Below are 14,507 nucleotides of genomic sequence, written 5' to 3' on the forward strand. Positions count from 1 at the left end.
TACCAGACCGGTACGCACGGTGGTGTGAGAGGTCGGGAAAACTTAATTAATTTTCCCTCCTACTCGATTCTATAAGTATGATAATTAAATTTAGATAAAGAAGGTATTTTAAAGTATTTAAACAACATTGAAAGAGAGGAAAATGCAAAACTTTTTATAAAAGAGCTTCTTTATGATACTTGAATTAGAATAATAAAAACTAGATGTTATGTTTTAAAAAGGAGATTGTTTTTAAATTTTTAATTCCAAAGCAATTTTTTTGGACTTAAATTCTTAATTTAAATTATTTAAATAGATTATTTGTAGATTTTTTACAAAAACATGGTTATAATATAGATATTAAGAGGAAATAATTAATGATAAAAGAATGTGATTTCAGAATGGAGGATATATATGTTACTAGAATTTACAGTAAGAAATTTTTTGTCTATAAAAGATGAAGTAACTTTAAGTATGATAGCTTCAAAAGATGATTTTAGACTTGAAGATAACACTATGATATATGAAAAAGATAAGGTTCCTAATCGAGCCTTAAATGTTGCTACTTTATATGGAGCAAATGCTTCAGGGAAAACTAATATTTTAAAAGCAATGAGTTTTGCAAGTTTTTTTATAAATAAATCTCATGAAATGCAGCAAGGTAAAATTATTCCTAGAATACCTTTTAAGTTAGATAGAAGTTATTTAAAAGAACCTAGTGAATTTAGAATAGTATTTATTTATGAAGAAATAAAATATGTTTATATGTTTTCAGTTATGGAACAGGAAGTTATGGAGGAATATTTATATTATTATCCAAAAGGAAGACAGAGTATTATTTTTGAAAGGGTTAGGGATGAATATAAATTTACTAATGATATAGAACTACAAAGGGAACTTAAAAATAAATTTCATTCTAAAAATAAGTTATTTTTATCTACGGAAAGTCTTTGGGAATATGAAAAGGCTAAAAAACCTTTTAAATGGCTTAGTGAATATTTCAATGTTTTTATAGATCATGAAAATCTGGAAGCCTACACTGGAGAATCTATGGTGGAAAATAATAAAATTAATGAAGATGTAAAGAAATATATGAAGTATGCTGATATGGATATAGATGACATAAATGTTAAAGTTAAAAAAAAGGATGATATTTTATCATCTGAAATATTTAAAATCATTTCAGATGACACTAAATCTGATATCATTAATCACATTGATGATGATAGTAAATTTTTAGATATAAAAACTATCCATAAAGGAATAGATGAAAAGGGTAATCCTTTAAATATATCTTTTGATTTAAGTGATGAATCAGATGGAACTCAAAAATATTTTGGTATTTTAGGACCTTTAATTAAGGTGCTTAGAAATGGATATACTGTTATTATTGATGAACTTGATATAAGACTGCATACTCTTTTAGTTATGAAACTTGTAGAATTATTTTCAAATCCTAATATTAATAAAAATAAGGCTCAGCTTATATTTTCAACCCATGATACTAATCTTTTAGATAGAAACATTTTAAGAAGGGACCAAATATGGTTTACTGAAAAAAAGGAAGATAAAAGTACAGATTTATATTCATTATATGAATTTGGAGGAGTAAGAAAAAATGATAAAATAGAAAAAGGATATCTTCAAGGTAAATATGGAGCTATTCCATTTTTTAAGGGTGATTTAATATGAAGCTAAACAAGAGAGATGAAGGTGTTAGAAAAAAAGGAAGAAGAAAAGTTAACCCTACTATTGTAATTATATGTGAAGGCAAAGAAACAGAAGTTGATTACTTTAAAAAATTTAACTCTAGATATACTAGAGTAGATGTAAGAGTTGCTGATAAAAATTCTATAGGAAAAAATAAAGCAAAAGCTACAGATCCTGAAAGTTTAGTTGATAAAGCTTTATATATTAAAGAAAATGATTATGATATTAATCCTAAAGATGGGGATAGAGTTTGGTGTATTTTTGATGTAGATATTGATTACAATAATAATAATCCTGTTGAAAGTAAAATACAGCAAATTGAAAGGGCCAAGAAAAGAGCAAATAATAAAATAATACTTGGAATTTCAAATCCTTGCTTTGAATTTTGGTACTTACTACATTTTGAATATACCACAGCTAATTTGAAAAATTATAATTCAGTAATAAAAAAATTAAATAAATATATTAAGGATTATGAAAAGAATAAAAGTATTTATGATGAATTGAAGAACAATATAGATAATGCAGTAAAAAGATCATTAAAGTTAAAAGAATACCATGAAAGTTTACACAGACAATTGCCAGATAGGTTTATTAATAACTACAATATAAATGTAAGAGATTTTATACAAAGTAACCCTTATACTAATATTGGTGATTTAGTTCAGTATATAGATAAGTTAGGAAATAAATAAAAATCAATTATGAAAGCTTTTCTAAAAAATAGAAAAGCTTTCATAATTATATATTTTTTAAGAAGAAGAGAAAGAGTCATAAAAGTAACACCTTTGTCATTACAACATAACATTAATAATTTAAGAGTGAATTTACAATCTATATACATTATAATTAATCAATATTCAGCTTAGTATAAAGTTCATTCACATCATCTTGTCTTATACCTAAATATCTTTTAGTCATAGCTAAATTACTATGATTTAAAGTTTCCATTATAATGGCAGGATTAAATCCAGCCTTCCAAGCATGATATCCCCAAGTTTTTCTCAAATTATCTATAGGTTGTACGGTAAACATTAGTATATAAGATAACTGATACGTTATTTATATATATTCAACGTAACTTATTATTTTAAATTGGTTTGTGACTTATTACTTTGCTTTAAATAACGATAAAGAGTAGCCTTAGAAACATTTAAAGTTTCACAAATATCTTTTATTGAATTATTGGGGTCATTAACTAAAGCCTTTGCCATAGAAATTTTTTTATTATCCATTACTCGTGGTCTTCCACCAATTCTTCCTCTAGCTCTTGCAGCTTTAAGACCTGCATTTGTCCTTTCTCTTATAATATCTCGTTCAAACTCAGCTAAAGATGCAAATATATGAAATATTAATTTTCCTCCACTGGTAGTAGTATCAATCTTTTCTTGAAGACTTTGAAATCCTATATTTTTTTCACTTAAATCATTTACAACTTCAATTAAATGCTTTAAGGATCTGCCAAGTCTATCAAGTCTCCAAACAACTAATATATCTCCTTTACGCAAATAAGTTAAAGCTTCCTCTAATCCCTTACGTTCAGTTTTAGCTCCACTTGCAATATCTGTAAAAATCTTTTCGCATCCAGCTTTTTCTAGAGCGTCTTTTTGCAATTCTAAATGTTGATCCTGAGTAGATACTCTTGCATAGCCAATCAACATAACTATATCTCCTTTCTCTTATGTTGGTTAAAGATATTTAATAATAATATAGTCTCATAACTCAAATCCATAGTCAAGTTATAATACTATGAATTTGAGATAAGTTTTGATATTATTTTCAGGTTATTTCATTAAAATTTGTTTTAAAATAAAAAAGTCTCAAAAACGAATGTTTTTGAGACTTTTTATGTTTCATATATTCTTATGCATATGAAAGAAATAATAGTTACTTTGAAATCTAGCTTAAATATATGTGATAGTTTTTTATTGGTATAAAAGAAAATAATTTATTATAGAACACTATCTCTAAATGAAATCCATTATTGCTATTTATATATATCATTAAGTCTGATCGTACTATCTATTAAACCTCTACCTGGAAAATCAGCAGCAATTATTCCAACTCGTGAATACTTAGAACTATTAATTCTATTTGTTGTTAATATATTTGTTCCTTCAAAAGCTATAGTACATATACCTATAAAACAATTAACTCTTGGGAAATCAGGATATTTATTTTTCCACCCAGGAGTGGTAAATCCTGTTGACAATCGTGAAGCACCTGTTCCAGGACTACTATGTCCACTTGCAATAAAATAAGGGAAAGATCCAACAGAAGCTGATAAAAAGTAAGAATGACATGACAGTTAGTAGTATTATTATTGGTTTTATAATTTTTATAAAATTAACTTATCCTTTCATATCAAATAATTATTATTTAATTGGAATAAATTCTATTTTATCAATAATAATCGATTCTTTCTTGCAATATATTGCAAATACAGTTCTTGAACTAGAATTTCCCTTAATTATATAGGGCATAGCTGCGTAATTAAAATCTTCATATTTAAGACTTTCTTCATCTGAATGACTAAAAGTGGATACTAAATCCCCTGCTATTCTAGAATTATCTGGGAGTACAAGTTCAACAGTTGTATTATTATGTGCAGCATAGCGTAGACGTATAGCATATTTTTTATCTGAGTTAAATTTAACAGCAAAAAACATAGTGGCATACTGATTAAGTTTTACTAAATCTCCTCCCGTATGGCCAGGTCCTTTTATAACTTTTCCATCATCAACAATCTTATAAGATTTTACAGCTTTAATTTGAGTAATTACATCCTCTTCTATTTCATTTTCAAAATTAACCATTGCATGAGTCCATGCAAAAACACTTGTTTGCAACCATATCTCTTTATTATAACTACTCATATAAGATAAAATATGACTATAATTTTCATAAGTTATTGTACCCTCTTTTGGAGGTACTTCAGAGATTATTTCATATAATGGTCTATTGGTAGTACCTAATTGAGCCTGTTCATTGTTTTCTGTAACATCATCTGTTAATGACATTGATAATTTATAAGTAAGAGCTACTAAATCTCCCTCTTCTATTAAACCTTCTTCTTTATAGCGAGTAGTCTTAACTAAAAAAGTTTTAAAATCATCTGGAATTAATATCATTTCTCTTTGCTTACCATCAATGATTCCCCATGCTCCTTGAACATTACCCCATTTAATTTTTTTATAATCAAAAGGATTATTAGCAAAATGATTATAACCATCATTAATATATGTGTACCCATTATGGTTTCCAAGTAAAAATGGTCTATCTTTAAAATCAGAAGAATTATCAAAATTTTTTCCCAAGAACTCTAAATCTATAGCTCTTAATATGGTAAATAAATGAGGTTTTCTCATTAATTGGTATTCTAAATCAAGTTTTTCATTCATATTATTAAACTGATAATTATCATAATTAAGCGGATCTGTATAAATTTCTCTTGTAAGCTCCGAATATGGTAAAAGCTTTGGTTGTTTTTGCTTTACAGGATATATATCTGGATTATAATTAGAAAATAAAGATATAATATCTAATACATTAATGGTCATCTCCCGTTGATATTTAATAAGTTTATATAATTGGTCTAGGCGAGATATAGGACGTTCATACTCTTCATTTCCTTCATTATACCAATCCACACAGTGACCAATATATGTTTTCGTATAATACGATAACCTATCACGATAATATTCACCAGCATTACTGCTTCTTGCTAGATTCCAATCATCAGCAAATATAATGCCATCTCTTATTAAAAGCAAATGAAGATTTGCGGCTTGAGCATATACAGGTAATAGTGTAAGCTCATGTCCTTTGATTGCAAAACTGGACATTTCTTTTACAAATCCATTATAAGCAGCATCGAATCTCTTTATTACATTTTGTGTTTCCCTGGGATTATTAGTGTCGTTATGCCATCTTTCAAACGCTATATTATATTCATTTAATAAATTCCCTAAGCCACCTAACGCTGCAACGGCTGCAGCTTTAGAATAGGCATCTATTTTTTTATCGATTAATACCTCTGTAGCTTCCATTAAATCTTTCCAAACTTTTAAATTTTTAGGATCAGTTTCTTCTCCATCCCCTGGCCAAAGTAAAGGTAGTAGTGTGCCAACTACTATTAAACCAACTCCAGTTCCTGCAAGTGCCAGTGTTGGTAAGGTAAGAATTGTGCCCGTTACAATCAATCCAGCGCTAGCCCATTCCTTTGCGCCTCCGGCATAAGTTTCTGAATCTAAATAGTATTTATTGCCGCTACCATCTAATTGTAAAATCTTATTTTTTGCTAAAGGATAGCCATTTAATTTTTTAGGCTTATCTGGCAAATATGGTGTGCTTTTAAATTTATTTTCATTATTTTCTTTCATTTAACTTCCTCCTAAATACATAGTTTTTCTGTGAAATATTTTCTAAAAATTAGACATTAGTGAGTTTTCAACACTAAATATATAGGGAGTATCAAGATACCTTCTATATATTTATTTTCATATTCAAAAGATAAAAATAGGGAAAATTGCTTAAAATAATTTTCTATTTAAATTTAACTGTTATTAGGCTTTAAACTGTTAATTCACCTCCTAGTTGCAGTGGACCGTTTAAAGCAACTTGATTTAAATTAAAAACATCTCTAGCATTCCAAACAATTTGTGAAGTTGAATTTTCTAACATAAGATTTATACTTGGCGAGGTTTTAAGATTTAATCCTAAAATCATATCAGGAGTTCTAGCTACAACTCCTGATAATAGAGATAGAGCAAGTCCTGCTATAAAAAAAGATGCTCCTGATGTGAATATTCCCAATACTACGAATCCTAGAGTTTCCATAATTCCAGCTACTATCTTCCATACCCACTTTGTGCCTTCTTTTACAACAAAATTGTTTATAGTAGATTCCCCAACTTCTTCATATGATATAGTTTCTTCACCTTTTTCATTTTCTTTCAAAGTTAACCTGTAGCGATTTATAGTTGTACATCCAACTATTCCACCTGAACCTATATTTGTGTGTGTGACTGCCTCAAGTTTTAAGGTATCGTTAACTAAGCTAATACTCATTTCCATCATATATGGATCATATTTTGATCCATTGGCCTCTACACGTTCTAATCTAATAATTTTATTTTTCTTTAATCTTAATACATATTGATATTGTCCATTTTCTCCAGTTGCATTAATTACCTCATAATCTTGTATATTAGAGTTTTTAAACTTCATTGGTAAAGTTGGTAATAATATGTCCCTTAATACTCGTTCTTCATAAATTAAAAATCCGCTTTGAGAATTTTTAGGTATTGCATTTGAGTCTATAATTTGTTGTCTATACTCTGGTTTTCTTCCTCCTGTCATACATAAAACACCTAAAATACCTTTATCCATACCTTTCCCCACGTCTGTATAAGCATAACTTACATATGATGGTCTACTCCATGACCATTTTGAATATTCACTAATATACAAATTTAAGTTAACTATACTAAAGATATGATTAAAGAGTTGTAAATTTTTTTCAAGCCAGCCCTTAATTAAACCCTTGAAAATTTCTTCTATAATATCTCTGAAATCATCTTCACTAGGTTCTAGATAATTAAAATAATATTCTGATATATTCTCTAATGACATTACTACTACTACTGGATCTATGGGATCAGTGCTCTTTGACCTTACTTTTAAATCAACCAAATCAGATTCTTTACTTTTTGATATTTCATCATGTGGAAAAAAACTGAATTTCACCATAATATTCATATCAGCTGATTTGAATCCACCATTTCCATTAAGAAACTTACGCTTACTACCTATAATTTTGGCATTAAATTCATTAATGGGTAACTTCATAAAAATTTGACTACCACTACCGCCAGTAGTAACCTGCCAATCTCCAAAATTACCTTCACATATATTTCCTGACAAGTCTTCAAATTGAAAATTTTTAGGACTACTTTTATTATCTTTAATTGCTTTATTGACTATATCAATAGGAACAGCATATGCAGTATCCCAATTTAATGTAGTTGCTCTTTCAATCATAATTTTTATCTCCCTTAATTGTTAGATAAGAAGATAAATATCATCTTACCTAATAGTATTGAATATTATTTATCTTCTAAATTACCACCAATTAAATAAACACCTCTAAGTTTAGCTGTTTTAAGTTTAAATTTCCCATTCTGTGGCCAAAGTATAGATCCTACGCTTGATTCTACAAAACTGTTTATATTTTGAAGTTGAGAGTACTCTTTAGCATCATAACTTCTTATTGTGTTAGTAATGGCTTTTATTGTTGCCACTCCTGCTGCTGATGCAATTATTGCACTAGTAAACTTTATAGTATTGCACCATATTCTACTTCCAATTTCAGTTGGTGCCTTTCTAATTGCCTCTATAACAGCTCTTTCTGGAATTAAACTCAATTCCATTAACTCATATTCAGCTTGTCTACTTAATGTTCCTAAAGCCTTAGGATATGATTTTTTGATTTCTTCAGCCAGCTCTCCGGTAACTTTTAAAAGCCATTTTGCTCCAGTAGTTTTAACTAATTGTTTTCCTACTGTATTTATTAATGCTTTTCCTATATAAACTCCTGCAACACCTGCTATTATGCCAACTACTATTTCAGTGACAATGTGCCCAAAGAACTCTTCCCAGAAATATTTACCTTCTTCAGTAAAAGTTACGTTTAATACAGGATCTACGTTTGCTACTGGCATAAAAACATTTTCATATTTCTCTCCCGAAGCATCTACTCCACTTTTTAGTTCTAAATCAAAGAATTGTCTATACTCAACATGTCCTGTAATCTTTCTACCCATATCCCAATATACATCATCTATGCTTACTGCTAATTGATCATTAATAATTTCATATCTAAATTTTTCTGCATCAATATAAGCTGGTGAATACCCCTTTTCGTTTTTAAAATTACCAAACTGAAATTTCTTTTTATTTTTAAATCCATATCCATTACTGAGCATTTCAAATTCATCTAGTTCTTCAATTTGCATCATTTCTAACCCTTTAACTAACCATTTATTAACAAATAAAGGTGTGGTAGTTGCAAAAGAAGCATCTCCCCCTGCAGCATTAAGCAACCTACCATCTACATTATAACTATTTGTATTATCTGGTTCTTTTCCATCTACCATTGCCAAAACTCCAAATACAGATTTATCTTCATCCATTTCTCCATTATTATTATATGTTTGGCATCCATAAGAAACTTCGGTAGGTTTTAACCACTGAAAACCTTCTTCTTCAGAAATATCGTTTAAAAGGACTGAATAAAATATCTGTTCAAACCTTTTAATGTTTTTCTTAAACCATCCTAAAAATAGCATTTGCACCAATATTTTATCCTCATCATTAACACTTGGGGGTAAATTTATATCTGTAATAAATAACACGTTGTTATTTTCTTTTACTTTTAAATCATACTGTGTTCCAGAATTTTTAGAAGTTGGATCATAGAATGTGTTATTCTCGTCTTTAAAATAATCCAAATCCAAACTTACACAAACATAGCTATCATTTTTGAAATTGAAACTTGTATCCTCATCAAGATAAACAGACCCAGTAAAAATAGGACATTTTACATTAATAAACTTTCCCTGAGACTCAGCTCCTATACTCCATGTATCAAATTGGCCCTCGATATTCATACCACGATTAGAATGTTCAAAAATATCTGGAAAATTGCTTTGTTTCTCAATCATATTATTGATTTTTCTGTATGATGTTGAATATACTATATCCCAACCCAAAAGACTTAAGGTATCATATTTTTCTGATTTAACCTCATATTCCTCTAAAAATTTATTTAAATTGTTTACTTTATCTTTAATACAAGATGTTAGTAAACTTTCTAATAAAGTTCTTTCAATTAAGTTTTCATATTTTGATCCAAATGAGCTGTCAACATTATATATTTTTAAATTCTTTTTATCTATTGAATAAATACCTCTTCCATATATTTCATTGTAATTAATTTTTATACCAAGTTTTATCCACTCATCCTTTAATGAATAATTTTTAGTTTTATCTTTATCCTTTACTGAGAATGAGCCATTCTTAATTTCAAATTTAAATATAGGAAATTCTCCTTCTCCTTCATGGGTTAATTTCCAAATCTTCCAGTGACCTTTAAGTGTAGCTGTGAATTGTTTATATATTAATTCTTTTGAAAAATTTTCTGGAACAATTCTTTTAAATTTTTGTAAATTAACTGCATTACTAGTTGAAATTTTATGCCAATTATAGACCTTTAAAGTATTATTATTTTTTGTTTCCATAATATTTCTCCTTAATTTTTTATTTTCAATAACTTATCTTCATTCCCTAAAAAAAGGAATTTTAGTTTTTCATTTAATATTGCTTTCAATACACAATCTTTTTCCAGCTTTTTCGTAATGTCTACATTTACAACATATAAACCATACTTATTTCTAACCTCTTTATTATTAATATTTATAAAAGAGTTAGATTCTATATTTTTTAATTCATTTTGCTCTAAATATTCTTTTTTTAAAGCAATTACAGATTCAATGTCTTTTAGGTCAAACTGCGCTAGTTTATTTTTATTCTTATCTCTTATATACAAATTGCCTTCACAAAATTTAGCCTTAAAATAATCGTATTTTGGATGATACTGTTTCTGGATCTTCTGTAAAAAGAATGATCCATCCATAAAAACTTTGCTATCTTCAAAGCAGAATTGTTTCTTTAAACCTATTTTTCTCACCTCTATAAATTATATTTATTTTAACATCACTAATACTTAACACTACTATATTTAGATATTAAGTAATCTTTAATATTTACTTATGTTAAATGGTACTCTTTAGCATATATCCTTTGGATTGTACCCTTCTTAATCACATAACATTTTTGTAATATTTAAGCTATTATTCAGAATTTCCTTGAATACCAAAAGCTACATCCAAAATAGTATTTTGCACATCTATACCTTGTGATTCATTCCAGCTTATAATATCAGGATTTATATTTCCTAAAAGGCTATCACTTGCTTCAAATGCTACACTTCTAGCAACATTTTTAGCAACGCTTTTGCAGACCCCAACAATAGTTAATACAACAACTACTCCTCCTGTTATCCATGCCCACTTTGGCACATTCTTCTTATACCTATAGGAAGGGTTATCATCTGGAATAAAAAAAGCTTTTTTAGTATATTTATCATAAATAAATTTATTTACAGATTTCACCCAGAAAAATTGTTTTTTACCTCCGTAGTTGAAATTTCCATCAGCATTTATTACCATAGTACTTCCTTCTATTCTTATTCTTAATTCTGTTATTTTGGGATGGTAATAAACTGCACCCCATTTAACAGCCTCAGTATTTAAATGATTTGCATTAACAATTTCACCAGTTGTTTCTGATGTTTCTTTAAACTTGAAATCTGAAAGAGTAGCACCATTTCCAAAACTCTCTGGGAGTTCAGGTAAAATGATATTTTCTAAAAACATTTTTTCAGAGAGTAACAAAAATATATCATTTTTATCATTTAATATTTCATCAAATCCTGAATGACCTAATTTTGAAATATCCTTATTAGTTACGACGGAAAGAATAGTTAGAAATCCATCTTGACCAGTTGCTGGATTCAAGTAAGTATATACATACTTTTGAGGTTTCATCCATTCTTGTTCTGGTGACAAATTCATTTCAGCAAAAATATAAGAAAATTCACTTTGGTTTGTTAGAAACACTTTTTGTAATGCAAATTTTAATATTCCCAAAGTTTCTTCATCATCAATTATTCCATTAATATCAGGATTCATAATCATAAAATTATACAAATTATTGTCAGATTTATTGTCTTTAGTTGAAAAATTGAACATTAAATTTTTAGTATTATATTCAGTATTACTATTGAAAAAATCTAATTCTACATTTATAACTGGGCAAATTTCATCTAACTCAATAATCTCCTCAGTATTGAACACTAACTTACCTTTTTTTACTGGAGTTTTTATAACTATCTTATTACCAGATCCATCTATAATTTCCCACGGATCAAAAAGTATATCTATTTTAATATTTGATCCATTATAAGAAACTTCCAGATTATTTTGTTTCATATATCTATTTAGACTTTTATTAGTTGATTTCTTTGAACATAAATATACAATGTCCCATCCTGTTGTATCCATATTATCAGCCCCTATATAACTTTTTATTTTTTTATCAATCTATATATATCGCATTAATGAAATTACATCTGAATGCATAGCCTGTCTATAGTGATTTCAGGTGTATCATTAATGTCATTAATAAACCATTGAACAGCATTTCTAATTTCACTTACATTTGAAAAGAAAGCATTATTAATAACTGTATCTTTTAATCATTTCCATAAACCCTCAATTAAGTTAAGGTTAGGGCTGTAAGGTGGTAAAAATAACAGTCTTAATTTATCTTTATTTTGAAGTAGAAAATCATTTAATAATTTTGCATGATGAACTCTTGAATTATCAAATTTTCTCAACTATAGAATAAATAAGAGATGCAAAGCTTGTTAATTATCACAAGCTCTATTTTAATATACGTTAATTGGGTTATTTTTGAAATACGCTATTTTCTGAAGCGCTTACATCTAACACCCCCTTAAATGTAACTGTAAATAGTATTTAAATCCTCCCTATCCATAATTTTTAGGTATTATGTTTATAGAGTTAGTTTAAAGATCTGACTTGTGGTCATTCCTGCTGGTGATAATTTAATTATTGTACCTTTTTCAGTTTTTCCATTATCTATATCTAACACCATATTTTTATTCTTGTAATTTCTTATAATGCAATAACCGTTTTCCGTATCTTCCAGAATCCAATAATGCTCTTCTTTATATTCATTTCTATGAGCTTGTACTTTTAATGAATATGGGGTATCAATTATCCATGCTATAACTAAATCATCATTCCATACACTTTTTATTTGGTATGCTTTCTTTTCAGCATTATACACAAACATCCATTTTTGATTATTGCCACCGTGGTTTCCCCATAGTATAATATTGTTATTTGCTTTATTTAAGTCAATTACACTGTCATTATTTAATGCTGTTACAATTTGATATGGTCCTGTTGGCTTCTTATGTCCAGTCGAAATTGATTCCTCAAGTTTTTTGTTATTCAAATTGTTATCTCTAATTGAATAAACATCTAGTGAATTTTTATTATACTCTGCTATTAAATATGTTCTCTGTGAAGCACTACCTGATAAAAAAACCGGTATACCGTTGAAATAGTTACTGTATCGATAAGTTTTGTTTCCACATTCCCTATGGTAATGTCCACAAAATACAGCAGTAACATCATATTGTTTTAATAAATCCATAAAATATTGATTTGGACCTGAGGGGTGGGCAAACTTATTCCACTCATCCGGTTTATGAATATTTACGATAATAATCTTTCCTAAATTACTTGCATATCGTAATTGATCTTCAATCCATTTAAAATTAGGAAACATATCAATGCCTGGATGAGGGGATACAGGACTATTTCTTTTCACTTTCATAGTTGGGAAATTGTTCAATTGTATAGAATATATATATCCAAAATCCATAGCATATGAGAAACTCCCTAAATATGATTTCCTGGTGGTTGTAGAAGTTCTAGTTAAACTGAAATCAACTTGGGATTTCGGAAGTTTAAGTCTATTGATGAAACTAACTAGGTAATCCATTGATTGTAAGAAACAACCATTACCTACACAGTCATCTATATTATTTTCAATATCATGATTTCCTAATCCATAATAATAAGGCCGTTTTAGAATCTTTAATAGCTTATTCATTTTATTCCATTGCCATTTATGGCCAAAAGCAGTTATATCTCCATTCATTAGGATGGATGAATTTGGCATGCCATCGGTGTAAGTATTAATACTATGATACTGTTCTCTTATTAAGTTTTCCGAAATTCTTTCCTTATCACTTTCACTTTGAGTGGAGCTTTGATAATTATCCATTTCTGGTGTCCAAGGATAATTGGTATCTGAGGTAATGACTAAGGAGTATAAAATATCTGATCTACCACTAAGGCTCTTGGATGATGTGTTCATAAATATCTCCCCTTTATATAAATATTAATTTATCATTTCAAAAAAACATACCATATATACAAAATATTTAAAATTATTCCAGGAATATTCTTATCAAAAACATTGGTTATTATTTCAGTGAGATGTTAGTGTCTATTGCATTACAAATATATCTAGCTAGTTTGTCCCAAGGTGTGGGATTCCACATACTTATATTTTTTTACTATGACAAAAACAAGTCTCAAATATTATGACTGGTGTTTTAACTGCTTTTAAATCATGTAATCCTGTAGGAGTTTTTACACCCCTTAAATGAAATAATATTTTATTTTAGGCTTCTAAATAAAGATTTCCAAGTTTCCTTTCCTACAATTCCATCTGGATTTAAATTACAATCTTTTTGGAATGATTTTATGGCTGTTACTGTACTACTTCCAAATATTCCATCAGCTCCATAAGAACCTACAGGATAGCCTATGTTAATAAGCATTTCTTGTATAATCTTAGTTATATTACCTCTTGCACCCTGTCTGCATATTGGGGCACTACTAAGAGTTGCCTCTCCCGCCGTGTTGTCTACTGCAATGTTACCCAAGCCTTGGTTATTTATTTCTTGTTGTAATGCTCCTATTAAACTGTGTCTACCATAGATAGTTGAGGAACTCTCTCCAGATGGCTTTGAAGGTTGTACATCAACTTTACCTATGAAAATTTTATCAATAAAGTTACTTAAATCCACATTT

The 14,507-nt window shown here is 28.4% G+C and carries 12 protein-coding genes and 1 pseudogene; 2 read left to right on the plus strand and 11 right to left on the minus strand.

The window, feature by feature from the left end:
- The first annotated feature begins 393 nt into the window (after positions 1-393).
- Positions 394-1,671 carry an AAA family ATPase gene (locus tag NGI68_RS16035; RefSeq protein WP_251862449.1) on the plus strand — a complete coding sequence of 426 codons (1,278 nt, stop codon included), beginning with the start codon at positions 394-396 and terminating at the stop codon, positions 1,669-1,671.
- The gene (locus NGI68_RS16040) at positions 1,668-2,384 is read left to right on the plus strand and encodes an RloB family protein (protein ID WP_251862450.1); all 717 of its coding nucleotides are present in this window, start codon (positions 1,668-1,670) and stop codon (positions 2,382-2,384) included. Before NGI68_RS16035 ends, NGI68_RS16040 begins: the two co-directional genes overlap by 4 nt.
- Before the next feature lie 154 nt (positions 2,385-2,538).
- On the opposite strand, the gene NGI68_RS16045 is transcribed toward NGI68_RS16040, so the two are convergent.
- From NGI68_RS16045 to NGI68_RS16095, 11 genes and pseudogenes are all read right to left on the minus strand, one after another.
- Complete coding sequence (locus NGI68_RS16045) at positions 2,539-2,724, minus strand: tyrosine-type recombinase/integrase (RefSeq protein ID WP_251862451.1); 186 nt, start codon at positions 2,722-2,724, stop codon at positions 2,539-2,541.
- 50 nt (positions 2,725-2,774) lie between these two features.
- Entirely contained in the window at positions 2,775-3,350 is a 576-nt protein-coding gene (locus NGI68_RS16050; protein ID WP_251862452.1) for a recombinase family protein, read from the minus strand.
- Between the two features lie 326 nt (positions 3,351-3,676).
- Positions 3,677-3,901, minus strand: a complete 225-nt coding sequence (locus tag NGI68_RS16055) for a hypothetical protein (protein WP_251862453.1) — start codon at positions 3,899-3,901, stop codon at positions 3,677-3,679.
- A 163-nt stretch (positions 3,902-4,064) separates the two neighbouring features.
- On the minus strand, positions 4,065-6,071 hold the full coding sequence (locus NGI68_RS16060) for an insecticidal delta-endotoxin domain-containing protein (RefSeq protein ID WP_251862454.1): 2,007 nt from the start codon (positions 6,069-6,071) through the stop codon (positions 4,065-4,067).
- A 190-nt stretch (positions 6,072-6,261) separates the two neighbouring features.
- Positions 6,262-7,731 carry a TULIP family P47-like protein gene (locus NGI68_RS16065; protein WP_251862455.1) on the minus strand — a complete coding sequence of 490 codons (1,470 nt, stop codon included), beginning with the start codon at positions 7,729-7,731 and terminating at the stop codon, positions 6,262-6,264.
- Between the two features lie 65 nt (positions 7,732-7,796).
- On the minus strand, positions 7,797-9,989 hold the full coding sequence (locus NGI68_RS16070; protein ID WP_251862456.1) for a TULIP family P47-like protein: 2,193 nt from the start codon (positions 9,987-9,989) through the stop codon (positions 7,797-7,799).
- An 11-nt stretch (positions 9,990-10,000) separates the two neighbouring features.
- Positions 10,001-10,438: a toxin gene (locus NGI68_RS16075; RefSeq protein ID WP_251862457.1), complete on the minus strand. Its 438-nt coding sequence runs from the start codon at positions 10,436-10,438 to the stop codon at positions 10,001-10,003.
- Positions 10,439-10,601: 163 nt separating this feature from the next.
- Complete coding sequence (locus tag NGI68_RS16080; protein ID WP_251862458.1) at positions 10,602-11,873, minus strand: TULIP family P47-like protein; 1,272 nt, start codon at positions 11,871-11,873, stop codon at positions 10,602-10,604.
- Between the two features lie 62 nt (positions 11,874-11,935).
- A pseudogene (locus NGI68_RS16085) lies at positions 11,936-12,196 on the minus strand (transposase); the annotation flags it as partial.
- Between the two features lie 191 nt (positions 12,197-12,387).
- Complete coding sequence (locus tag NGI68_RS16090) at positions 12,388-13,785, minus strand: metallophosphoesterase (protein WP_251862459.1); 1,398 nt, start codon at positions 13,783-13,785, stop codon at positions 12,388-12,390.
- A 304-nt stretch (positions 13,786-14,089) separates the two neighbouring features.
- A partial coding sequence (locus NGI68_RS16095) for a peptidoglycan-binding domain-containing protein (RefSeq protein ID WP_251862460.1) occupies positions 14,090-14,507 on the minus strand: 418 nt, incomplete at its 5' end.

The sequence above is a fragment of the Clostridium sp. Marseille-Q2269 genome (assembly GCF_943736985.1).
Lineage (GTDB): Bacteria > Bacillota > Clostridia > Clostridiales > Clostridiaceae > Clostridium_F.